This is a genomic window from Pseudomonas sp. GW821-FHT07G06 (genome assembly GCF_058986625.1).
Genome location: NZ_JBYSVW010000004.1, coordinates 17,926 through 40,380 on the forward strand (window position 1 = coordinate 17,926; position 22,455 = coordinate 40,380).

Here is a 22,455-nt window from a genome sequence, read left to right on the forward strand (position 1 = left end):
GTTACAGTCGACATTGATGGTGACTGACCCACCGCTATCGCGAGCAAGCTCGCTCCCACAGGGTACGGCGCTTACCTAAAGACTTTTGACCGGGAGATCACGTCGGGTGATCCCCCGGTTTTTTTGCATCAGGCAAACACGAAATACTTGCGCACGGTTTCCACCACTTCCCAGGTGCCTTTCATCCCGGGCTCGATGACAAAAATGTCCCCAGCGCGCAGGTGGATCGGCGCCATGCCTTCGGGGGTGATGATGCAGTAGCCTTCCTGGAAATGGCAGTACTCCCACTTCACATATTCCACATACCACTTGCCCGGCGTGCAGATCCAGGTGCCCATGATCTTGCTGCCGTCTTCACTGGTGTAGGCGTTGAGGTTGACGGTGTGCGGGTCGCCTTCGAGCTTTTCCCATTTGCAGGCGTCGAGCACGGGCAGCGGGTGGGTGTCGCGAAGAACGGTAATCGGTGCGGTCATGATGACTCCGGGCAGTGGGCTCAAGAACTGAAGTCGCACCCTATAGCGCCTGTCCGTGGGTCAGTTGTCTGTGCTCGACACTGAGCTGTCCAGAAACGCACAGCCCTCAGTGACGGGTCAACGGGCAGTCGAGCCTGGATTGTTCGAGACTGTTTTCGAACTCGACCAATTGCGCGTGCTGTTGCGACAGCGCCGCTATCCGTTCGGCGATTTCCCGTTTTTTGCCGGCGATGACCTGATGGGCCCGTTCCCATGGCAACTGCGGGTCCTGATGTCCGGCGAAGGCTGACTGCAATTCCTTGAGCCTGAAACCCAGCTGCTGGGCACATTTGATGAACATCAGCAGATCGACACTGTGCTGGTCATAGATGCGGTACTTGCCCTGACGTCGAGCGGCAGGCAGCAGGCCAATCGATTCGTAGTGACGGATGCTTTTGACAGTGGTTCCGGAACGTTGCGCGGCTTGGCCGATGTACATGGGAAGGTCCTTTTCTCCGAGGATAAAGCTCGGCGCATTATCGACCGACTCAAGCGCTGGCGATAGCTTCGGCCTGGCGTAACCAGGACGCATGCCGTTTTGCGCTGGCGCCGAGAATGGGCCCGAAGGTGAGGGTGCGGGTTGGCTTGATGCCACAGAACTCCAGTGTGGTTTTACGGACCTGATGCAAACCGGGCATGTGGTAGATCCAGCGGTAGTACCAGGGCGGTGTGTCCATGGTCACCAGCAGGTGGGCGGTTCGGCCGTGCAGGAGTTTGTCGGGGAAGGCTTTGCCCTGGCGATACTTGAAGGCAAAACCCGGCAAGAACACCCGGTCGAAAAAGCCCTTGAGCAAGGCCGGTACGCCGCCCCACCAGATCGGATAAACCAGCGTCAGCTGTTCGGCCCACAGGATGTCGGCCTGGGCGTTACGCAAGTCGGACTCCAGCGGCTGGACCTGCTGATAGCCTTCGCGCAGCACCGGGTCAAAATCCAGGGTGCCAAGAAACAACTGACGCACCTCATGCCCGGCGCGCACGGCCGTCTGTGCGTAACGCTCGGCAAGGGCGGCGCAGAAGCTGTTGCTGGACGGATGCCCGAGTATCACCAGTATTCGTTTGCCCATCATCGCTGTCCTCGAAGATCAAACCTCAAGGATAAAGTCTGCCCCTCAGGGGAGAGTCAAGGCGTGCAGCAGGGCCTTGGCATAGCCGGGCAAGGCGGCGAAGTCCCGTGCACAGAGCAGCAATTTGCGTTGGCCCCAGGCTTCCTGCAGGGCGAGGCTCTTGAAGGACAGTCCGCCTGACCCGCGCTCGACCGCAGCCAGCGGCACAATCGCCAGGCCTGCGCCACGGGCGACCATGCGCATTACGCCATCGAAGCCATCGGCACGGATGCGGATCTGCATGCGCAGGCCGGCGTGCAGCGCCTGTTCTTCGAGATACACCGCCAGCGCGCTGTTGGCATTCAGGCCGACGTAGTCGTGATGCAGCGTGTCGGTGAAGCTCACCAAGGTTGCCTGTGCCAGGGGATGTTCGCGGGGCATGATCAGCACCAGCGGATCATCGCGGAACGCTCGGGTCTGCAAGTCATCGGTGTCCACCGCGTCGGAAACGATGCCCAAGTCCGCCGCGCCCTGGCGCAAGGCGTGGGTGATGCGGGTGCTGGGCAGTTCCTGCAGGTCGATGTCGAGGTTGGGGTGGCTGTGCAGGAAGTCCGCGAGCAACTCCGGCAGGTACTCGGTGATCGCCGTGGTATTGCACAGCAGCCGCACCTGGCCTTTGACGCCCTTGGCATATTCAGCCAGTTCCTGTTGCAGGCGTTCGGCCTGTTGCAGCAGAACCCGGGCGTGCCGGGCCAGGGCATCGCCGGCCGGTGTCGGGCTGACCCCGCGACGGTTGCGCTGAAGAAACTCGACGCCCAGTGATGCCTCCATGGCGCGAATTCGTGCGCTGGCCGCCGCGAGTGACAGATGACTGCGTGCGGCGCCGGCGGTGATGTTGCCGGTGTCGAGGATGTTCAGGTACAGGCGCAGGTCGGTCAGGTCGAAGTGCATTGTTTGTCCCGGATTTTCGGTTGTCTGGACCGACGCCTTCGCGAGCAGGCTCGCTCCCACATAGGGTATGTGATCGGCACATAACCCCCTGTGGGAGCGAGCCTGCTCGCGAAGAGGCCAGTTGCCGCAGCGAAACAATCAGCCTCTGTCAAAGCAAGAGGCAGCCTCAGTATATGGCAGATTTTCAATCAGCCCCCCTGGGCCCACCATAGCCCCATGAACACACTCTCGGCGTTTTACCAGAATCTCGGATTGGCCCTGTCACTGTTGGTGATCGGCACCTTTGTGCTGGCCGGCATGATCAAGGGCGTGATCGGCCTCGGCCTGCCAACGGTTGCCATGGGACTGCTGGGTCTGGCTATGGCACCGTCGCAGGCAGCCGCGCTATTGATCATTCCAGCAACGCTCACCAACATCTGGCAACTGGCATTCGGCGGGCATTTGTCCGGGTTGGTCAAACGACTGTGGCCGATGTTGCTGGCGATCTTCATCGGCACTGGGGCAGGCACGCTGTGGATCGGCATGAGCGGTGGCCATTGGGTGGTGCGAGGGTTGGGCGCTGCGTTGTTGCTGTATGCGCTGAGCGGATTGTGCCTGCCGACCTTGCGCGTTGGACCCCAGCGTGAAGGCTGGCTCGGTCCACTGTGCGGCCTGCTGACCGGCGTCATCACTTCGGCCACCGGCGTGTTCGTGATTCCGGCGGTGCCCTACCTGCAAGCGCTGGGTTTGAGCCGGGACGAACTGGTGCAGGCGCTGGGCCTGTCGTTCACCGTCTCGACCCTGGCCCTGGCCGGTGGCTTGCTATGGCGTGGCGCGCTCGGCGGGGGTGAATTGAGCGCGTCGCTGCTGGCGCTGATCCCGGCCATGCTCGGCATGTGGCTGGGGCAATCGCTGCGCCAGCGGATCAGCGCCCTGTGGTTCAAGCGCGTGTTTTTCGTTGGCCTGGGTGTGCTCGGCGGCCATTTGCTGGTCAGCGGCTAGCGGACGACGGGCTGATCATTTCGATGGCGCGGACTTCGAAGTCCCGTTCCAGATATTCATCGCGCTGCTCGAGGAACTGCTTCATGTGCGGCAGGTTCGAGTGCACGTCCAGATGGGCCTGGGACTGCCAGATCTCGTAGAAGATGAACAGGGTCGGGTCCTGTTTGTCGCGCAGCATGTGGTATTCGATGCAGCCGGGTTCGGCGCGGCTTGCTTCCACGTAGCCGCTGAAAAACGCTTCGAAGGCGTCGGATTTTTCCGGACGGGTCTTGGCGTGCAGGATGAAGCCCTGGATTTCACTCATCTACATCTCTCCTCAGGTCAGAATGGGCGCCAGTCTAGGGCAACAATCGACTGTGGATTCGTGCTTGTGGGTCAAATGAATTTTGCCAAATCGACGCTTATTCCGCGCGAGGCTGATCGGTACTCTGCCGCCATCGAATTCCCGACCCTTCCCGAGACCTTCCATGAAAAAAGTCCTGTTGCTCAACGGCGGCAAACAATTTGCGCACTCCGACGGCCGCTACAACACTACCCTGCATGAAGCCGCGTTGAGCGTGCTGGATCGCGGTGGTGTGGATATCAAAACCACCTTCATCGACGAGGGCTACGACGTCGCCGAAGAAGTGGCCAAGTTTCTCTGGGCCGACGTGATCATTTACCAGATGCCCGGCTGGTGGATGGGCGCGCCGTGGACCGTGAAGAAGTACATCGATGAAGTCTTCACCGAAGGTCATGGCAGCCTCTACGCCAGCGACGGCCGCACCCGTTCCGACGCCTCGCAGAAGTACGGCAGCGGCGGCCTGATTCACGGCAAGCAGTACATGCTGTCGCTGACCTGGAACGCCCCGCAGCAAGCCTTCGACGACCCGACCGATTTCTTCGAAGCCAAAGGTGTGGACGCGGTGTACTTCCCGTTCCACAAGGCCAACGAGTTCCTTGGCATGACCGGTTTGCCGACGTTCCTCTGTGTGGACGTGATGAAGCGCCCGAACATCGAGGGCGATGTGGCGCGTTATGAGCAGCATTTGATTGAGGTGTTTGGCCTCAAGGCATGACGCTCGGCTACTATCCGTTGCAATGGCCGGGAAGATCGCAGCCTTCGGCAGCTCCTACATGTGTACACAACACTCTGTAGGAGCTGCCGCAGGCTGCGATCCTGGCGATTCTCGCCGCGCCGATTCCAAACGAGGACACACGTGAAAGCCAGATCCGATGAATTGCAGATATTCGTCTGCGTGATTGAATGCGGGTCGATTTCTGCGGCGGCCGAGCAGGTCGGGCAAACGCCTTCGGCAGTCAGCCGTACGCTGTCGCGGCTGGAGGCCAAGCTCGACACCACCTTGATCAATCGCACCACGCGACGCATGGACCTGACCGAGGAGGGCAAGTATTTCTTCGAGCACGCCAAGCGCATTCTCGATCAGATGGACGAGCTCGAAGAGCGCCTGTCCTCACGCCAGCAAACGCCGTCCGGGCGGCTGCGGATCAACGCGGCATCACCCTTCATGCTGCACGCCATCGTGCCCTACATCGATGAATTCCGCAGGCTCTACCCGGACATCCAGCTCGAACTCAACAGCAACGACTTGATCATCGACCTGCTGGAACAGAGCACCGACATCGCCATTCGCATTGGCACCCTGACCGACTCGACACTGCATGCCCGCTCCCTGGGTTGCAGCCCGCTGCACATCGTCGCCAGCCCGGCCTACCTGGAAAAACACGGCACACCGCAGGCCGTGGCTGACCTGGCCGACCATACGCTGCTGGGGTTCACCCAGAACGAAGGCCTCAACCAATGGCCGCTGCGTTATGTGCATGGCGATCGCTGGCCGATCCAGGCGTCGATCAGCGCCTCCAGCGGCGAGACCATCCGCCATCTGGCACTGGACGGCCAGGGCATCGCCAGCCTGTCGCATTTCATGACCATCGAGGACATTCGTGCCGGACGCTTGAAAGTGTTGCTGGCCGAATTCAACAGCGGCTACCGCCAGCCGATCAATGCGGTGTACTACCGCAACTCGCAGCTGGCCTTGCGGATTCAATGCTTCCTGGACTTTATCCAGGGCAAGTTGGCGGATTATGCGAGCGCGGATTTCAAAGGCTGATTCGTGATCCCTGCGCAAAAGTGAATTGGGTCGGCGGGGATTTTTCGTCAGTCATCACTACCGGATACTCCTTGCATCACTTATCCACGCAGGGAGTTTCTCCATGAACGTATTCGTTACCGGCGCTGCCGGATTTATCGGCGGTTCCATCGCCACGGGCCTGGTCCAGGCCGGTCACAACGTCACCGGTCTGGTGCGCCGCGCCGAACAGGCCGATGAGCTGCGTGCACTGGGCATCACCCCGGTGATCGGCACCCTCGACGACTCCGCCCTGTTGGCCGATCAGGCGCTCGCTGCCGACGCTGTGATCAACGCGGCCAGCAGCGATCATCGTGGCGCGGTGGAAGCCCTGCTCGATGCCTTGCGCGGCTCTGGCAAGGTGTTCCTGCACACCAGCGGTTCGAGCATTGTCGGTGATGCCTCGGGCGGCCAATCCAGCGATGTCATCTACTTCGAAGACAACCTGCCGGAACCGACCGTCGACAAGGCGGCGCGCGTGGCCATCGATAACCTGATCCTGGCGGCGGCCATGGAGGGGGTGAACTCGGCAGTGATCTGCAACACCTTGATCTACGGCCACAGCCTGGGCGTCCATCGCGACAGCGTGCAGTTGCCGCGCCTGCTCAAACAGGCGCGCAAAAGCGGCGTGGTGCGCCATGTCGGCACGGGCCGCAACATCTGGTCCAACGTGCACATCGAGGACGTGGTTGCGCTGTACCTGCTGGCGCTGACCAAAAATGTACCGGGCACCTTCTACTTCGTTGAAAGCGGTGAAGCGTCGTTCGTCGACATGACCACGGCGATGGCCCGGGCGCTGAACCTGGGCGAGCCGCAGGACTGGCCGCTCAAGGATGCCGAAGCCGAGTGGGGTTATGAAATGGCCAACTATGGTCTGGGTTCCAACAGTCGGGTGCGCGGCAAGCATGCGCGGGAACTGTTGGGGTGGGTGCCGAAGCGGACTTCGGTGGTTGAGTGGATTCGTGACGAGATGGTGTGAGTTCGCGTTAGACCGCGTCATCGTTCTTCGCGAGCAGGCTCGCTCCCACAAGGGTTTTGCGTCGTACACAAATTTTGTGACCGGTGTAGATCAAATGTGGGAGCGAGCCTGCTCGCGAAGCTTTTCAGCAGCCCATAAACTGGCCGGTCGGCCCTCGATTCCGTAACATCCGCACACTCTTTTTCGTCTCTCCCTGTGTGCGGTCCCCCCCATGAAAGCAAAACGTCTACGCGCCGATGTCCTGGCCGGGCTTACCACGTCCTTCGCCCTGTTGCCCGAGTGCATCGCTTTCGCCCTGGTGGCCCACCTCAATCCGCTGATGGGTCTCTATGGCGCGTTCATCATCTGCACCTTGACCGCGCTGTTCGGCGGGCGACCGGGCATGGTGTCCGGTGCGGCCGGCTCGATGGCCGTGGTGATTGTCGCGCTGGTGGTGCAACACGGCGTGCAGTACTTGCTGGCCACGGTGTTGCTGGGCGGGCTGATCATGATGGCGTTCGGGCTGCTCAAGCTCGGCAAGCTGGTGCGCATGGTGCCACACCCGGTGATGCTCGGCTTCGTCAACGGCCTGGCGATCATCATTGCCCTGGCGCAACTGGAGCATTTCAAGGACGGTGAGGCCTGGCTGAGCGGCACGCCGCTGTACATGATGCTTGGCCTGGTCGCGGTGACCATGGCCGTTGTCTACGTACTGCCGCGCCTGACCCGCACCGTGCCGCCGGCGCTGGTGGCGATTCTCGGCGTGGGCCTGGCGGTGTATCTGCTTGGCTTGCCAACCCGCACCCTGGGCGACATGGCGCACATCGCCGGTGGCCTGCCGACGCTGGCGCTGCCGGACATTGCGTGGAATCTGGACACCCTGCGCATCATCGCGCCCTACGCGATCCTGATGGCGCTGGTCGGGTTGCTCGAAACCCTGTTGACCCTCAACCTCACCGACGAAATCACCGAGAGCCGTGGCTACCCGGACCGCGAGTGTGTGGCGCTGGGGGCGGCGAATGTGGTGTCCGGTGCATTCGGCGGCATGGGCGGTTGCGCCATGATCGGCCAGACCGTGATCAACCTCAGTTCCGGCGGCCGCGGGCGTTTGTCCGGGGTGGTGGCCGGGGTGTCGATCCTGCTGTTCATCCTGTTTCTGTCGCCGCTGATCGAGCGCATTCCATTGGCCGCGCTGGTCGGGGTGATGTTCGTGGTGTCGCAACAGACCTTCGCCTGGGCCTCGTTGCGGGTGCTGAACAAGGTGCCGCTCAACGACGTGCTGGTGATCATCGCGGTAACGGTGATTACCGTGTTCACCGACCTGGCCACCGCGGTGCTCTGCGGCATCATCATCGCGGCGCTGAACTTTGCCTGGCAGCAGGCCCGCCAACTGTATGCCGACAGTCATCTGCAGAACGACGGCAGCAAGCTGTACCGGGTGCATGGCACGCTGTTCTTCGCCTCGACCACACCCTTTCTCAATCAGTTCGATCCGGCCAATGACCCGGCGCAAGTGACCCTGGATTGCCAGCACCTGAGCTTCGTCGACTACTCGGCCATCGCCGCGCTGGGCACCTTGCGCGAGCGCTACGCCAAGGCCGGCAAGCACTTGCGAGTGCTGCACTTGTCCGAGCGCTGCAAGAAATTGCTCAAGCGTGCCCGGATGCAGCACGACTGAGGTCAGATCATTCGATCTTTCCCACGCTCAGCGGGGAAAGATCGGTCTGTCGGCGATGAAAATTCATACAGCCGACTTTCATAATTCGCGACACGCCATGCCTTTGTGCGACATCCCTTACCTCTGCACGAAAATTACTTTCACCTCGTTTGAAAATCACCTGCCGAAATGTTTTAAGAGTTTCACAAATATTTCGACGTGACCCTCTCGAGGAGTACCGCATGACCCTGTCCTTCGGCTATTGGCTGCTGGTGTATGCCGCCGTTGCCATCATCGCGCTGATCGTTCTGATCGCCCGTTACCGGCTCAATCCGTTCATTGTCATCACCCTGATTTCCCTTGGCCTGGCGCTGGTCGCCGGGATGCCTCCGTCCGGCGTGGTGGGGGCGTACGAGGCCGGAGTCGGCAAAACCCTGGGGCACATCGCACTGGTGGTGGCGCTGGGCACCATGCTCGGCAAGATGATGGCCGAGTCCGGCGGCGCCGAGCAGGTGGCGCGGACCTTGATCGACCGCTTTGGCGAGAAGAACGCGCATTGGGCGATGGTGACCATCGCGTTTCTGGTGGGGCTGCCACTGTTCTTCGAAGTCGGTTTCGTCTTGCTGGTGCCGATTGCGTTTACCGTGGCGCGGCGCGTGGGCGTGTCGATCCTGATGGTCGGCTTGCCGATGGTCGCCGGGCTCTCCGTGGTGCATGCGCTGGTGCCGCCACATCCGGCGGCGATGCTGGCGGTGCAGGTGTATCAGGCGTCGGTGGGGCAGACCTTGATGTACGCGATCCTGATCGGCATTCCGACCGCGATCATCGCCGGTCCCCTGTACGCCAAGTTCATCGTGCCGCGCATTCAATTGCCGGCGGAAAACCCGCTGGAGCGCCAGTTCCTCGAGCGTGAACCCCGCGACAGCCTGCCGGGTTTTGGCATCACCATGGCGACCATCCTGTTGCCGGTGGTGCTGATGCTGATCGGCGGCTGGGCCAATCTGATTTCCACGCCGGGCAGTGGTTTCAACCAGTTCCTGCTGTTCATCGGCAATTCGGTGATCGCGCTGTTGCTGGCCACCTTGCTGAGCTTCTGGACCCTCGGCCTGGCCCAGGGCTTCAACCGCGAATCGATCCTCAAGTTCACCAACGAATGCCTGGCGCCGACCGCGAGCATCACGCTGCTGGTGGGCGCCGGTGGTGGCCTGAACCGGATTCTGGTGGACGCCGGCGTCACCGATCAGATCGTTGGCCTGGCCCACGAATTTCATCTGTCGCCGCTGTTGATGGGCTGGCTGTTTGCTGCGCTGATGCGCATCGCCACCGGTTCTGCCACTGTGGCCATGACCACCGCTTCAGGCGTGGTCGCACCGGTGGCCATTGGTCTGGGTTATCCCCATCCGGAGCTGCTGGTGCTGGCGACGGGCGCCGGGTCGGTTATCTTTTCCCACGTTAACGACGGCGGTTTCTGGTTGATCAAGGAATACTTCAACATGACCGTTGCCCAAACCTTCAAGACCTGGACCGTGCTCGAGACGTTGATCTCGGTCATTGCCTTCGGACTGACCGTCGGCCTTTCCTACCTGATTTAGCCGGAGCCACTTGCATGGACATCCTCTACCAGATCCGCGCCCGCCAGGATTCCTTCAGCGCCGGTGAAGGACGCATCGCCCGCCTGATGCTCGACGACGTAGGCTTCGCCGCCTCCGCCAGCCTCGATGAACTGGCGCTGCGGGCAGAGGTCAGCAGCGCCACGCTGTCGCGTTTCGCCCGCACGGTCGGCTGCAAGGATCTGCGTGATTTGCGTTTGCAGCTGGCCCAGGCCAGCGGTGTCGGCAGCCGGTTTCTCGACCCGGCGGGCACCCCCGAGCAGTCGGCGTTCTACGGGCAGATCGTCGGTGACATCGAATCCACCTTGCGCCAGCACCTGGCGGCATTCGATGAGTCGCGTTTCGCCGATGCGGTAAAACTGCTGGGCAAGGCGCGGATGATCCACGCCTTCGGCATGGGCGGCTGTTCGACCCTGTGCAGCGATGAACTGCAAGTGCGCCTGGTGCGCCTGGGCTATCCAATCACGGCGTGCCACGATGCGGTGATGATGCGCGTCACCGCCGCCAGCCTCAGCGCCGAACAGGTGGTGATTGTCTGCTCGCTGACCGGGATCACCCCGGAACTGATTGAAACGGTGGAGCTGGCGCGCAACTACGGCGCGCGCATCCTGGCCATCACTCGCGGCGATTCGCCGCTGGCGCAATTGGCCGACATCGTCCTGCCGCTGCAAAGCGCCGAAACCTCGTTCATCTACAAGCCCACGGCGGCGCGCTACGGCATGCTGCTGGCCATCGATGTGCTCGCCACCGAGCTGGCCCTGGCTAACCCTGAAGACAATCAAGAACGTCTGCGGCGGATCAAACTCGCCCTCGACGAATACCGCGGCGGCGACGATCACTTGCCGCTGGGAGACTGACATGCAGTACGACACGCTGATTCGCAACGCCCTGATCATCGACGGCAGTAACAGCCCCGGTTACCCCGCCGACGTGGCGATCCTGAACGGTCGCATCGAGCGCATCGGCGACTTGAGCGATGCCCACGCCAACGAAGAAATCGACGCACAGGGTCATGTGCTGGCGCCGGGTTTCATCGACGTGCACACCCATGACGACACCGTGGTCATTCGCCAGCCGCAGATGCTGCCCAAGCTCAGCCAGGGCGTGACAACGGTCATCGTCGGCAACTGCGGTATCAGTGCTTCACCGGTGAGTTTGCGTGGTGATCCGCCGGACCCGATGAACCTGCTCGGCACGGCCGCTGCATTCGTTTATCCGACCTTCCGCGACTATCGGGCGGCGGTCGAAGCGGCGAACACCACGCTGAACGTCGCCGCTTTGGTGGGTCATACCGCATTGCGCAGCAACCACCTCGACGATCTGTTGCGCACCGCCACAACCGAAGAAATCGCCGCGATGCGTGAGCAGTTGCACGAGAGCCTTGAGGCCGGTGCGCTGGGCCTGTCCACCGGCCTTGCCTATGCCAGCGCCTTCTCAGCGTCGACCGATGAAGTGATGCAACTGACCGAAGAGTTGACCGCGTTCGGTGCGGTCTACACCACCCATTTGCGCAGTGAATTCGAGCCGGTGCTGGAGGCCATGGACGAGGCGTTCCGGATCGGTCGCCATGCGCAAAGCCCGGTGATCATTTCCCACCTCAAATGTGCCGGTGCCGGTAACTGGGGGCGCAGTCCGCAGTTACTGGCGTCCCTGGAAGAAGCAGCGAAATCGCACCCCGTGGGCTGCGATTGCTATCCGTATGCCGCGAGTTCATCGACCCTGGACCTCAAGCAGGTGACCGACGCCCACCGCATCACCATCACCTGGTCGACGCCGCACCCGGAGATGGGCGGCCGCGACCTGATGGACATCGCCGCCGAATGGAACCTGTCGTTGCTCGATGCCGCCCGCCAACTGCAACCGGCCGGTGCGGTGTACTACGGCATGGATGAGGCGGATGTGCGCCGGATCCTCGCGCATCCGCTGTCGATGGTCGGCTCCGACGGCTTGCCGGAAGACCCGTTCCCACACCCACGCCTGTGGGGCGCATTCCCCAGGGTGCTCGGACATTTCAGCCGTGACGTAGGACTGTTCCCGCTGCACACCGCCGTGCACAAAATGACCGGGCTGTCGGCGGCGCGCTTCGGTTTGAAGGAACGCGGTGAAATACGCGAAGGCCATTGGGCGGACCTGGTGTTGTTCGATCCGGCGACCATCCGGGATGTGGCCGACTTCAACGATCCGCAGCGGGCGGCACAAGGTATCGAGGGCGTATGGGTCAATGGCGTGTTGAGTTACCGCGATGGCCAGGCCAACGGGCGCAGGGAAGGGCGGTTTTTGGCGCGGCAAGGGGATTTGCGTGACGGGTTTCATTGATTGAGTCGGGACGAAAAGATCGCAGCCTGTAGGAGCTGCCGAAGGCTGCGATCTTTTGATCTGCATCACATAGTGGCAATGTGCAATTAAAGAATCCCCCCACCCAGCCGAATTGCTGACATCAAGCCCGACAACCTAATGCTGTTCACTAATGTAGGAGCGAGCTTGCTCGCGATGGAGTCAGAAGCACCGCGTTTAGCCAGGCAAAACGCGTTATGTTGACGACCATCGCGAGCAAGCTCGCTCCTACAGGGAGCAATCCGATGAGCTTCGGCAAAACCACTCCGGTCCTGCGTATTTTCGACGAAGCCAAAGCCGTGGAGTTCTACGTCGACTTCCTCGGTTTCAAGATCGACTGGCAACATCGACCTGAAGCGGATTTCCCGCTGTACCTGCAAATCTCCCGGGGCGATTGTGTGCTGCATTTGTCCGAACACCATGGCGACAGCGCACCGGGTTCTGCGCTGCGGATCGAAACGGATGAGCTGGAGCAGTTTCAACAGCAACTGCTGGCCCGGGAATACAGGTTTTCCCATCCACAGATTCAGGCCATGCCCTGGGGCAGCCAGGACATGACCATCGCCGACCCGTTCGGCAATCGGTTGGTGTTCACCAACGCGATCAGTCTCTGACCTTCAACCCCTGAACCTTCAACCCCTGAACCTTCACCCCCTGAGCCTTCAGCCTTCGTTCGGCACCCGGTGGGTTTGGCGAAACTCGCCGGGCGGGATCCCGCGCCGGCTTTTGAAGGTGCGGTGAAACGAGCGGGGTTCGGTGAAGCCCAGGTATTGGGCGATGTCCTGAATTGGCAGGGTGCTGTTGAGCAGGTAATGCTCGGCCAGTTCCTGGCGCAGGTCATCGAGGATCTGCTGGTACGACGTACCGGCCTGATGCAGCTGGCGTTGCAGCGTGCGCACGGACACGGCGAGATGCTCGGCCACCTGCTCCTTGCGAGGCAGACCCTCCTTGAGCAGCTGGCGCAGGATGCTTTTGACCCGCTGTTCCAGCGACGCGTCCTCCAGTGTGGCCATCAATCCCTGGGCATGCTCTTCCAGGGTGCGCAGCAATTGCGCATCGGCCTGGCGCAAGGGCAACTGCAAATACGGTAACGGCACAATCAGCGCCGAATAAGGCTGGTCGAACAGTACCGGGCAGTCGAAGAACTGCTCGTACTCTGCCAGCGTCGTGTCGGCCGGGCAGGCATGTTCCAGCCAGACGGCGGCCGGCGACATTTGCGTGTCGGCGATCCAGCGCGCGTATTGCAGCCAGGAGCCGAGCACGTTTTCCACCAGGTGCCGGCGAATGCGCGGGCGTTGATGACGGCAGGTCCAGATCAGGTGCACGTCGCTGCCTTGCACCTCGGCGCGGCTGACACCCATGTCTCCCACCAGTTTCTCGAACGGCATGATGCGGCTCATCGCATCGCCCAGTGTCGCGCAGTTCATGGTGATGTAACCCAGCACGCTCCAGGAGTTGGGCAACACAAAGCGCGCGGCGTTGAGACCGAACAACGGATCGCCCGAGTGTTCGCAGAAATAATCGAGCAGCCGTTCATGGGCTTCACCGGGCAACCGCAGGCTGTTGTCGCTCAACTGCTGTGCCTGCAACCCGGCAGCCGTCAACGCCGGCTCGATGGCCATGCCCAGTTGTTCGGCATGACGCAGGTACTTGAGCAGCGGCGGAACGGAAGTGAAGCCCAGGGATTGCATGATCGTATTCCTTTGATCAAGGCCCGCGTGCGCGGATGAATGCCCTGAAAGGTAATTTGAAACCACGGCTAAAGTAAATGGCTGACGCCTGCGCGACGTTTGACTCAATTGGCTACTCGAACTGGCCCGATGCGACCGTGACACTTTCCGGCGGCTGACTAGTATGGGGGCCTGAAATATCACTGATAAGAACCGCAAAAGGACACACGCATGCGACGCTGGAACGGCTGGGGAGATGCAACCACGGTGGTCGAACTGCCGGCCCAGGGCGCGAGTTTTCTCGCCCGGCGGGTAGGTGACGGTCGAGCGCTGCCCGATGCGACGCTTGAGACGGCATTGGCCCGCGTGCCCCCGTCGCGGTTGCAGCAGCACTTCCTGTACAGCGTGGATGCCCATGATCGTTTGCTGCATGCTCGCGGCCAGAGCCTGCCGGACTGGCTGGCGTTGCGTGAGGGCGAGCTGGGCAATTATCCCGACGCCGTGGCCTATCCCACGAGCGCTGAACAGATTCGCCGTTTACTGCTGCTCGCCCATGAACAGGACCTGTGCCTGATTCCCTATGGCGGCGGCACCTCGGTGGCCGGTCACATCAATCCGCCGAGTTCCGCGCGGCCGGTGGTGACGGTTTCTCTGGCCCGCATGAGTCGCCTGCTGGACCTCGACGAAGAGAGCCTGCTGGCCACCTTCGGCCCCGGCACCAGTGGACCGCAGGTGGAAAGTCAGTTGCGCGCCCGTGGTTACACCCTGGGGCATTTCCCGCAGTCGTGGGAGCTGTCGACCCTGGGCGGTTGGGTCGCCAGCCGCTCCAGTGGCCAGCAGTCATTGCGCTATGGGCGAATCGAGCAATTGTTCGCCGGTGGGACCCTGGAAACCTTTGCCGGACCTTTGGACATTCCCTCCTTTCCGGCGTCGGCGGCCGGCCCCGATCTGCGCGAAGTGGTGTTGGGTTGTGAGGGCCGCTTCGGGATCATTTCCGAGGTCAAGGTACGGGTCAGCGCACTGCCCGCCGATGAACGTTTCTACGGGGTGTTCCTGCCCGATTGGCCCAAGGCGCTGCAAGCCATCCGCCAGCTGGCCCAGGCGCGCGTGCCGCTGTCGATGCTGCGCCTGTCCAACGCGGTGGAAACCGAAACCCAGCTGGCGCTGGCCGGTCACCCGCAGCAGATCGCCTGGCTGGAAAAGTACCTGGCCCTGCGCGGCGCCGGTGAGGGCAAATGCCTGCTGACATTCGGCGTGACCGGCAACCGTCGGCAAAATGCGCTGTCCCTGCGCCAGGCCCGGCAGCACCTCAAGGCGTTCGGCGGGGTGTTTACCGGCACCTTGCTCGGCAAGAAGTGGGCGCAGAACCGCTTCCGCTTTCCCTACCTGCGCGAGAACCTGTGGAACGCCGGTTACGTGGTCGACACCCTGGAAACGGCCACTGACTGGAGCAACGTCGATAACCTGCTCACGCTGATCGAAAACAGCCTGCGTGATGCCTTGGCGGCGCAGGGCGAACGGGTCCACGTGTTCACCCACCTGTCCCACGTCTACGGCGAAGGGTCGAGCATCTACACCACCTATGTGTTTCGTCCGGCGGCGGATTACCCCGCCACCCTGGCGCGCTGGCAGGTACTCAAGCAGGCGGCCAGCCAGACCATCGTCGACAACCGCGGCACCATCAGTCACCAGCATGGCGTGGGCAAGGACCACGCGCCGTACCTGCTGCGTGAGAAGGGCGCGCTGGCGATGGACACCCTGCAGGCACTGAGTCGGCACTTCGATCCGGCCGGGCGACTGAACCCTGGCACGCTGTTGCAGGAGTGACGGCCATGAGCCTGGACTGGAACGCGGCGTGGCGTCAGCAGGTGCTGCCGACGCTGGCGGCTGAAACCTGGGACCTGATCGTCATCGGCGGCGGCATCAGCGGCGCCGGCATCCTGCGCGAAGCCGCGCGCCGAGGGTGGCGTTGCCTGCTGCTGGAGCAGCGCGATTTCGCCTGGGGCACCTCCAGCCGCTCTTCGAAAATGGTCCATGGCGGCTTGCGTTACATCGCCAAGGGCCAGTGGCGCCTGACCCGCGATTCGGTGCGTGAACGCCAGCGGCTGCTGGACGAAGCGCCGGGGCTGGTCGAGCCGATGAGTTTCATGATGCCGCATTACCGTGGCGGTTTTCCCGGACCACGGGTGCTGGGTGGTTTGCTGTCCATCTATGACGCGTTGGCCGGGCGGCGCAGCCATCGCTTTCATGACGCGCAACAACTGCGGTATCTGGCCCCCGGGGTGAAGGAAGATGACCTGCTGGGCGGCACCTGTTTTGTCGATGCGCTGACCGATGATGCCCGCCTGGTGATGCGCGTCTTGGGCGAGGCCCGGGCCGACGGCGCCGTGGTGCTCAACGGCGTGCGCGTGCAGCAATTGCTGCGTGAGGAGGGGCGCGTTTGCGGGGTTCAGGTCGAAGACTGCGAGGGGGGCGGATCACTGACAGTGCGTTGTGGGGTGTTGGCCGTGGCCACCGGCGCGTGGGCCGAGCGTTTGCGCCTGCCCGATGCGCCTCGTCAGTTGCGCCCGTTGCGTGGCAGTCATCTGTTGTTGCCGGGCTGGCGCCTGCCCGTGGCGCAAGCCTTCACCTTCCTGCATGAGCGTGACCGTCGACCGGTGTTCGTTTTCCCTTGGGAGGGTGCCACGGTGGTCGGCACCACGGACCTCGATCATCGCGAGGATCTGGATCAAAGCGCGAGTATCAGCGCTGAGGAACTCGACTATCTGCTGTCAGCTTGCACTCAACAATTTCCCGGCGCTGAAGTGGACGCAGCCGATGTGCTGTCGACCTGGTCGGGCGTGCGCCCGGTGGTGGGCAGCGTGGCGGGTGAACTCAAGCCGTCGAATGAAACCCGTGAGCATGTGCTGTGGCAGGAGCCGGGTTGCGTGACCCTGGCCGGCGGCAAGCTGACCACCTTTCGCCCGCAAGCGATCGAAGTGCTCAGGGCCTGCGCGAGCATGCTCGAGCGGCCCTTCAATGATGACGCCGCGCCGGTTTTCGCCGTCGTGCCGTCGCTGGCGATACCGGGGCTCAGCGCCCGCCAGTGGCGGCGCCTGGCCGGGCGGCATGGCCGTGACCTGCCGAGGCTGGCGCAACTGATCGCCCGATTGGGCCATGAAACGGTAGGCAGCACCGACACCTTGTGGGCGGAACTGGCCGTTGCTTGCGAGGCGGAAATGGTTCTGCATCTCGATGACTTGCTGCTGCGCCGTACCCGTCTGGGCCTGCTGCTGCCGCGTGGCGGCGAGGATTGTTTCGCGGCCATTCGCCAACTCTGCCAGCCACGACTGGGCTGGGACGATGAGCGTTGGCAGCAGGAGATACAGCGTTATCGGGCGTTGTGGCAACGCCATCACGGATTGCCGGATGCCACGCATTGATGCCCATTGAAGAGAGCTCCATGGATAACCACCCGAACAAGCGTTACCTGTTGGCCATCGACAATGGCACCCAGAGCGTGCGCGCGCTGCTCTTCGACCTGCAGGGCAATCTGCTGGGCAAAGGCAAGGTCGAGTTGCAGGCCTATTACTCGACGCAACCGGGGTGGGCCGAGCAAGACCCGGAATATTACTGGGAGAAACTGGGTGAAGCCTGCCAGCAGGTGTGGCAGCAAACCGGGATCGATCGCTCACAGATTGCCGGCGTGTCCCTGACCACCCAACGCGGTACGGTGATCAACGTCGATGCCCAGGGCAAGCCATTGCGCCCGGCCATTTTGTGGCTCGATCAGCGTCAGAGCGAAGTCGAAGGCGGTATCAAGGGACCGTGGGGCTGGTTGTTCAAACTGGTCGGCGCGCAAGCCACGGTGGACTACTTCCGCGCCCAGGCCGAGGCCAACTGGATCGCCCGCCACCAGCCTGAAGTGTGGGCGGCGACCGACAAGTTCCTGCTGCTCTCGGGGTTTCTCACCCATCGTCTTTGTGGACGCTTTGTCGATTCCGTGGGGGGGTGCGTCGGTTACTTGCCCTTCGACTTCAAACGCCTGAAATGGGCCGCACCCACCGACTGGAAATGGCAGGCGCTGGCGGTGCGTCCCGAGCAACTGCCGAGCCTGCACAAGCCCAGTGAAACCCTCGGCTACATCAGCGCCGAAGCCAGCCGCCACACCGGCATTCCCGAGGGGCTGCCGCTGATTGCCGCGGGTGCCGACAAGGCCTGCGAAGTCGTGGGTTCCGGCGTCGTCGACGCCGGCACCGTGTGCCTGTCCTACGGCACCACGGCGACGATCACCAGCACCCGCTCGCGCTACCTGGAAATCGTCCCGTTGATTCCGCCTTACCCGTCGGCGGTGCCGGATCAATTCAACTGCGAGGTGATGATCTATCGCGGCTACTGGATGGTCAGCTGGTTCAAGAACGAGTTCGGCCTGCGGGAAATGCAGCAGGCCAAGGCCCAGGGCGTGGAGCCCGAGCAGCTCTTCGATGCGCTGGTCGAGGCCGTGCCGCCGGGCTCCATGGGGTTGATGCTGCAACCCTACTGGTCGCCCGGCATCCGCGAGCCGGGTGTGGAAGCCAAGGGCGCGATGATCGGCTTCGGCGATGTGCATACCCGCGCGCACATTTACCGGGCGATCCTCGAAGGCCTGGCGTATGCCTTGCGCCAGGGCATGGAGAAGATCGAGAAACGTTCGGGGGTCTCCGTCACGCGCTTGCGCGTCGCCGGTGGCGGCTCCCAGAGTGATGCCGCGATGCAACTCACGGCGAACATTTTCGGGCTGCCGGCCGAGCGTCCGCATGTCTACGAAGCGTCCGGCCTGGGTGCGGCCATCTGCTGCGCGGTGGGGCTGGGGCTGTACGCGGATTTTCCCACGGCGATGGCCGCCATGACGCGGGTCGGTGCGGTCTTCCTGCCGCAACCCGAGGCGCAGCAGGTCTATGAGCGACTGTACAAAGAGGTCTACCTGCGCATGTATCGACAGCTCAAGCCGTTGTACCAGAGCATCCGCAAAATCACCGGTTACCCCGCTTAGGAAAACACCCGGGAACCCTGTGGGAGCGAGCTTGCTCGCGATGACGGCAGTGCATTCGATATCAATGGTGACTGACCCACCGCCATCGCGAGCAAGCTCGCTCCCACATTGTCCGTGGTGTTTTTTGCGGCGTGCATGTGGCGCTATCGGAGAACTTTTCTGGTGAGATTGGACAGTGTCAGGGGCAGGGTCGGTTGTTAGGCTCAACCCTCACTGCACATCCAATAAGAACCAGGCAATGAAGCTGACATTCCTCCTGTTGCTGCTTTGTGGAACGGCGCCGATGGCGTGGGGCTGGTCCAACCATACGGTGGGCAGCTACCTGGCGTTGCAGGACCTGCCGGCCTTGCGCGACGCACCGCAGGTCGAAGTCGAGCCGCTGGAGCAGTTTCTCTCGCAACAATACGAGGCCGTGAGCGCGTTGCTCGACGAGCAGGAGCGCTTCGCCCGCGAGCACTTCGCCCAGTACCCGCCGCGCCCCGACAACCTGCGATTGCCAGCCGTGCCTGGGGACAATCTGCGCCACGACTTTCTCACCGCACTGCGCATCAATCCACAGATTCATCTGGCGATGGTCATCCAGCCGATGCCGGGCAAGGATCAACCCGAGCGTGAACACCTCAAGGCCGAGCAGGTCATGGTCGAGCAGACGCTGTCGCCGTGGAATCGCCAGCGCTTCATCGTCGTAGCTGACCACGAACAAGTCGCGCCCCTGGCCGTGTTGGCCAGCGCCGCCGATGAGCCTGACTACGGCCACGACATCAACCTGTTCAGCGACAACCCCGGCGATGTCGGCGCGCTGTACGGCTTCGGCCCGCAGCCGTTCGGTGATGCGCGGTTTCAGTACAGCTCCCAGGCTCCGTTCCACATGGGGTTCTTCCATGAGAGCCCGGTGGTGTACGCCGCTGCCGGATTTCTCGAACGCAGTTGGCCCGACTGGCGCGCCTATCAATACATGGGATTGGCGCGACTGGCCTTTGCCACCGGCCATCCATATTGGGGTTATCGCTTTCTCGGCTGGGGCCTGCACCACATTCAGGACCTGACCCAGCCTTATCACGCCAAGCCATTGCCCGGTGTCGACCTCGTCAATCTTCTTCTGCTGGAAGGCAAGGCACTGGCCGGTTTCGCGGCCGACAAGCAGGCGTCCATCGAACGCGTTGCGACCCGGCACATGGAAGTGGAGAAGTATCAGTCGAACTGGTTGCGTCGTTTGCTGCGCACCGGCCAACCCCATCCGATGCTCGACGCCTATGCCGATTCTGCCCAGGACGCCCGTTACCCGCCGTACTCGGAGGACTACCTGCGCGAAGTGGTGAGTGCCGAGTCCGTCGACGCGTCCGCAGCGTTCGATGAAACCATCGGCCAATGGCTGGACACAGCACCGATCACCGGCAATTTCAGCCGCAGTAATCAGCTGCAGCGCGAAGACTTCGACCATCCGGCACTTAACCGACAGCTGTTCAAACTGCTGGGACATTTCGGCGCGCACAGCCGGATTTATGCCGGTGCGGGATTGTCGCCCCAGCCATCGCAGTAACGCACACAACAACAATAAATCCAGGGAAAGAGGAACAGATCATGAGCACTCGATTTCGCCTGTCTGGCGCGGCGCTTCCCGGCGTGGGCCTGGCAGGGCTGCTGCAACTGTGCGCGGTCGACGGCGTGCAGGCCGAGGAGTTCAGCGTGCTGGACAACCAGGTCACCGGTTCATTCGACAGTACCTTGTCTTATGGCCGCTTGTGGCGGGTCCAGGGCCGGGACAAGAACAACGACGACGTCAACACCAACGACGGCAATCGCAACTTCGACACCGGGCTGGTTTCCGAGGTGTACAAGATCACCTCGGAGCTCGAGGCCAACTATCAGAACTACGGGATGTTCGTGCGCGGTACTGCGTTCTATGACACCCAACTGATGGACAAGCGCAACGATTACTACGACAACAACAACCCGTCGCAACCCAGTCAGAGTTATCCGCAGGACGACCATTTCACCAGCCAGACCCGCGATATCGCCGGCAGCCGGGTGGAGTTGCTCGACGCCTACCTCTATGGCAACTGGGACGTCGCGCAGATGCCGGTCACCGCGCGTGTCGGGCGCCAGGTGTTCAACTGGGGCGAGGGGATTTTCTACCGTGGCGGGATCAACACCACCAACCCGGTGGATGCGGCCAAGTACCGTTTGCCCGGGGCCGAGGTCAAGGAAGTGCTGGTCCCGGTGGAAGCACTGAGCTTCAACATCGGCCTGACCGACAGCCTGACCATGGAAAGCTTTTACCAGACCAACTGGAAGGAAACCCGCATCGACCCGGTCGGCACGTTCTACTCGCAGACGGACCTGTTCGCCGACGGCGGCAACACCGCCTACAACAACTTCAGCGGTACCGCGCTGGACACCCCGGTGCCTGGCTTCGGCAACGTGATCGATCTGTACAGCGCGCTGGGCAATAACCCGCTGCTCAACCAGGCCCTGAGCACCACCGGCCTGTATGCCAATGGGGTCACCCCGACCTTTGGCAACACCGTCAAGGTGGCCACGGTCGGCAAGGATTTCAACGCGCGCAACGACGGCCAGTTCGGTTTCGCTTTTCGCTACATCGCAGAAGCACTCAACAGCACCGAGTTCGGGTTGTACATGGTCAACTACCACGCCAAGGAGCCGACCATTTCCGCCGATCTGGGCGGGTACCAGGGCATCGACATGAATGCCCTGACCAACCTGTTGGCCGGTGTCGCCGGCAGTCAGGCGGGGCAGTTGGCCAACGGCCTGGCGACCGTGGATGTGCTGGGCAATATTCAGGCGCACCGGCGCTACGCCGAAGACATCCGCATGTACGGTTTCAGTTTCAACACCACCCTGGGCCAGGCGTCGGTGTTCGGTGAAGTGGCGTATCGGCCGAACCTGCCCATCGGGATCGCCGCCACCAACGACCTGATCGGCGACCTGGCCAACGGCGCCGCCGCTGCGGCAGGCGGCCAGACCATCAACATCGGCGGGCAGCAGGTCACGCTCGACAGCCAGATCAATAACGCCGAGCGGGTGGAGGCGTTCAACACGTCCCTGGGCACTATCTACAACTTTGGCCCGAGCCTGTCGTTCGACTCGATGTTCGGCGTATTCGAGCTGGCGTCGGAGCACTTGCGCGGCAGCAGCCTGCAATACACCGCTTATGACGGCAGTAACCGTTACTACGCGGGCACCGGCAACTTTTCCTATGTGTCCGGTGGCGAGCGCGACGACCAGGTCAACCGCAACTCCTACAGCTACACCGCGATGCTCAATGGCACCTGGAACGACGTGTATGCCGGGGTCAACGTCTCGCCTTATGTCGTCTACAAGGATGACTTCGAGGGCAACAGCTATCAGGCGGGCAACATCATCGAGGGGCGCAAGGCCTACACCCTGGGGATCAAGGCCAACTACCAGAACAAGCTGGAGGCCGAGCTGCAATACACCGAGTTCTATGGCGGCGGGCAGGACAACGGCCTGCGTGACCGCGACAACATCGGCTTCAACCTCAAGTACTTCCTTTGATTGCTACACGCAGACCCTGTGTGGGAGCGAGCCTGCTCGCGAAGAGGGCGGCACATTCAACA

The 22,455-nt window shown here is 62.3% G+C and carries 20 protein-coding genes; 14 read left to right on the forward strand and 6 right to left on the reverse strand.

Annotation, left to right across the window (positions count from 1 at the left end):
- Positions 1-128 precede the first annotated feature (128 nt).
- The 4 genes from AC3WJW_RS09145 to AC3WJW_RS09160 form a co-directional block, all read right to left on the reverse strand.
- On the reverse strand, positions 129-473 hold the full coding sequence (locus AC3WJW_RS09145; RefSeq protein ID WP_007900627.1) for a cupin domain-containing protein: 345 nt from the start codon (positions 471-473) through the stop codon (positions 129-131).
- Positions 474-579: 106 nt separating this feature from the next.
- Positions 580-951 carry a MerR family transcriptional regulator gene (locus AC3WJW_RS09150; protein ID WP_493725794.1) on the reverse strand — a complete coding sequence of 124 codons (372 nt, stop codon included), beginning with the start codon at positions 949-951 and terminating at the stop codon, positions 580-582.
- Positions 952-1,000: 49 nt separating this feature from the next.
- Positions 1,001-1,579, reverse strand: a complete 579-nt coding sequence (locus tag AC3WJW_RS09155; protein WP_493725795.1) for an NAD(P)H-dependent oxidoreductase — start codon at positions 1,577-1,579, stop codon at positions 1,001-1,003.
- Positions 1,580-1,621: 42 nt separating this feature from the next.
- Positions 1,622-2,506: a LysR family transcriptional regulator gene (locus AC3WJW_RS09160; RefSeq protein WP_493725796.1), complete on the reverse strand. Its 885-nt coding sequence runs from the start codon at positions 2,504-2,506 to the stop codon at positions 1,622-1,624.
- A gap of 216 nt (positions 2,507-2,722) precedes the next feature.
- On the opposite strand from AC3WJW_RS09160, the gene AC3WJW_RS09165 reads away from it, so the two are divergent.
- A complete protein-coding gene (locus AC3WJW_RS09165; protein ID WP_493725797.1) occupies positions 2,723-3,487 on the forward strand; it encodes a sulfite exporter TauE/SafE family protein in 765 nt (254 codons plus the stop codon).
- Here the strand turns inward: AC3WJW_RS09165 and AC3WJW_RS09170 are convergent.
- The gene (locus AC3WJW_RS09170) at positions 3,477-3,791 is read right to left on the reverse strand and encodes a putative quinol monooxygenase (protein WP_493725798.1); all 315 of its coding nucleotides are present in this window, start codon (positions 3,789-3,791) and stop codon (positions 3,477-3,479) included. The two genes, AC3WJW_RS09165 and AC3WJW_RS09170, sit on opposite strands and share 11 nt — an antisense overlap.
- A gap of 163 nt (positions 3,792-3,954) precedes the next feature.
- Between AC3WJW_RS09170 and mdaB the strand changes: the two genes are divergently transcribed.
- The 8 genes from mdaB to AC3WJW_RS09210 all read left to right on the forward strand — a co-directional run bounded on the left by mdaB (position 3,955) and on the right by AC3WJW_RS09210 (position 12,789).
- Positions 3,955-4,545 carry an NADPH:quinone oxidoreductase MdaB gene (gene mdaB / locus AC3WJW_RS09175; protein ID WP_015093361.1) on the forward strand — a complete coding sequence of 197 codons (591 nt, stop codon included), beginning with the start codon at positions 3,955-3,957 and terminating at the stop codon, positions 4,543-4,545.
- Between the two features lie 141 nt (positions 4,546-4,686).
- Entirely contained in the window at positions 4,687-5,598 is a 912-nt protein-coding gene (locus AC3WJW_RS09180; RefSeq protein ID WP_007973212.1) for a LysR family transcriptional regulator, read from the forward strand.
- Between the two features lie 103 nt (positions 5,599-5,701).
- Positions 5,702-6,595 (forward strand): NAD-dependent epimerase/dehydratase family protein, encoded by an 894-nt coding sequence (locus AC3WJW_RS09185; RefSeq protein ID WP_493725799.1) that lies wholly within the window; start codon positions 5,702-5,704, stop codon positions 6,593-6,595.
- 211 nt (positions 6,596-6,806) lie between these two features.
- Entirely contained in the window at positions 6,807-8,252 is a 1,446-nt protein-coding gene (locus AC3WJW_RS09190) for a SulP family inorganic anion transporter (RefSeq protein ID WP_493725800.1), read from the forward strand.
- A gap of 221 nt (positions 8,253-8,473) precedes the next feature.
- Positions 8,474-9,823, forward strand: a complete 1,350-nt coding sequence (locus tag AC3WJW_RS09195; RefSeq protein ID WP_102698907.1) for a GntT/GntP/DsdX family permease — start codon at positions 8,474-8,476, stop codon at positions 9,821-9,823.
- Positions 9,824-9,837: 14 nt separating this feature from the next.
- Positions 9,838-10,698: a MurR/RpiR family transcriptional regulator gene (locus AC3WJW_RS09200; RefSeq protein ID WP_007973204.1), complete on the forward strand. Its 861-nt coding sequence runs from the start codon at positions 9,838-9,840 to the stop codon at positions 10,696-10,698.
- A 1-nt stretch (position 10,699) separates the two neighbouring features.
- Positions 10,700-12,157 (forward strand): N-acyl-D-amino-acid deacylase family protein, encoded by a 1,458-nt coding sequence (locus tag AC3WJW_RS09205; RefSeq protein ID WP_493725801.1) that lies wholly within the window; start codon positions 10,700-10,702, stop codon positions 12,155-12,157.
- Positions 12,158-12,420: 263 nt separating this feature from the next.
- Entirely contained in the window at positions 12,421-12,789 is a 369-nt protein-coding gene (locus tag AC3WJW_RS09210) for a glyoxalase superfamily protein (protein ID WP_493725802.1), read from the forward strand.
- A 48-nt stretch (positions 12,790-12,837) separates the two neighbouring features.
- On the opposite strand, the gene gliR is transcribed toward AC3WJW_RS09210, so the two are convergent.
- A complete protein-coding gene (gliR, locus tag AC3WJW_RS09215; RefSeq protein ID WP_493725803.1) occupies positions 12,838-13,866 on the reverse strand; it encodes an AraC family transcriptional regulator GliR in 1,029 nt (342 codons plus the stop codon).
- A 210-nt stretch (positions 13,867-14,076) separates the two neighbouring features.
- Between gliR and AC3WJW_RS09220 the strand changes: the two genes are divergently transcribed.
- The 5 genes from AC3WJW_RS09220 to AC3WJW_RS09240 all read left to right on the forward strand — a co-directional run bounded on the left by AC3WJW_RS09220 (position 14,077) and on the right by AC3WJW_RS09240 (position 22,393).
- Entirely contained in the window at positions 14,077-15,672 is a 1,596-nt protein-coding gene (locus tag AC3WJW_RS09220) for an FAD-binding oxidoreductase (RefSeq protein WP_493725804.1), read from the forward strand.
- Positions 15,673-15,677: 5 nt separating this feature from the next.
- Complete coding sequence (locus tag AC3WJW_RS09225; protein WP_493725805.1) at positions 15,678-17,267, forward strand: glycerol-3-phosphate dehydrogenase/oxidase; 1,590 nt, start codon at positions 15,678-15,680, stop codon at positions 17,265-17,267.
- Between the two features lie 20 nt (positions 17,268-17,287).
- A complete protein-coding gene (locus AC3WJW_RS09230; RefSeq protein ID WP_493725806.1) occupies positions 17,288-18,856 on the forward strand; it encodes an FGGY-family carbohydrate kinase in 1,569 nt (522 codons plus the stop codon).
- Between the two features lie 238 nt (positions 18,857-19,094).
- Positions 19,095-20,396 carry a phospholipase gene (locus AC3WJW_RS09235; protein WP_493725807.1) on the forward strand — a complete coding sequence of 434 codons (1,302 nt, stop codon included), beginning with the start codon at positions 19,095-19,097 and terminating at the stop codon, positions 20,394-20,396.
- A 41-nt stretch (positions 20,397-20,437) separates the two neighbouring features.
- Positions 20,438-22,393 carry a DUF1302 domain-containing protein gene (locus AC3WJW_RS09240; RefSeq protein WP_493725808.1) on the forward strand — a complete coding sequence of 652 codons (1,956 nt, stop codon included), beginning with the start codon at positions 20,438-20,440 and terminating at the stop codon, positions 22,391-22,393.
- The last annotated feature ends 62 nt before the right edge of the window (positions 22,394-22,455 follow it).

Coding starts and splice junctions, on each gene's coding strand:
- AC3WJW_RS09155 (WP_493725795.1), bottom strand. CDS start 1,579: ATGATGGGCAAACGAATACTGGTGATACTCGGGCATCCGTCCAGCAAC.
- AC3WJW_RS09145 (WP_007900627.1), bottom strand. CDS start 473: ATGACCGCACCGATTACCGTTCTTCGCGACACCCACCCGCTGCCCGTG.
- AC3WJW_RS09170 (WP_493725798.1), bottom strand. CDS start 3,791: ATGAGTGAAATCCAGGGCTTCATCCTGCACGCCAAGACCCGTCCGGAA.
- AC3WJW_RS09150 (WP_493725794.1), bottom strand. CDS start 951: ATGTACATCGGCCAAGCCGCGCAACGTTCCGGAACCACTGTCAAAAGC.
- AC3WJW_RS09160 (WP_493725796.1), bottom strand. CDS start 2,506: ATGCACTTCGACCTGACCGACCTGCGCCTGTACCTGAACATCCTCGAC.
- AC3WJW_RS09235 (WP_493725807.1), top strand. CDS start 19,095: ATGAAGCTGACATTCCTCCTGTTGCTGCTTTGTGGAACGGCGCCGATG.
- mdaB (WP_015093361.1), top strand. CDS start 3,955: ATGAAAAAAGTCCTGTTGCTCAACGGCGGCAAACAATTTGCGCACTCC.
- AC3WJW_RS09225 (WP_493725805.1), top strand. CDS start 15,678: ATGAGCCTGGACTGGAACGCGGCGTGGCGTCAGCAGGTGCTGCCGACG.
- AC3WJW_RS09230 (WP_493725806.1), top strand. CDS start 17,288: ATGGATAACCACCCGAACAAGCGTTACCTGTTGGCCATCGACAATGGC.
- AC3WJW_RS09185 (WP_493725799.1), top strand. CDS start 5,702: ATGAACGTATTCGTTACCGGCGCTGCCGGATTTATCGGCGGTTCCATC.
- AC3WJW_RS09210 (WP_493725802.1), top strand. CDS start 12,421: ATGAGCTTCGGCAAAACCACTCCGGTCCTGCGTATTTTCGACGAAGCC.
- AC3WJW_RS09190 (WP_493725800.1), top strand. CDS start 6,807: ATGAAAGCAAAACGTCTACGCGCCGATGTCCTGGCCGGGCTTACCACG.
- AC3WJW_RS09165 (WP_493725797.1), top strand. CDS start 2,723: ATGAACACACTCTCGGCGTTTTACCAGAATCTCGGATTGGCCCTGTCA.
- AC3WJW_RS09220 (WP_493725804.1), top strand. CDS start 14,077: ATGCGACGCTGGAACGGCTGGGGAGATGCAACCACGGTGGTCGAACTG.
- AC3WJW_RS09205 (WP_493725801.1), top strand. CDS start 10,700: ATGCAGTACGACACGCTGATTCGCAACGCCCTGATCATCGACGGCAGT.
- gliR (WP_493725803.1), bottom strand. CDS start 13,866: ATGCAATCCCTGGGCTTCACTTCCGTTCCGCCGCTGCTCAAGTACCTG.
- AC3WJW_RS09195 (WP_102698907.1), top strand. CDS start 8,474: ATGACCCTGTCCTTCGGCTATTGGCTGCTGGTGTATGCCGCCGTTGCC.
- AC3WJW_RS09200 (WP_007973204.1), top strand. CDS start 9,838: ATGGACATCCTCTACCAGATCCGCGCCCGCCAGGATTCCTTCAGCGCC.
- AC3WJW_RS09240 (WP_493725808.1), top strand. CDS start 20,438: ATGAGCACTCGATTTCGCCTGTCTGGCGCGGCGCTTCCCGGCGTGGGC.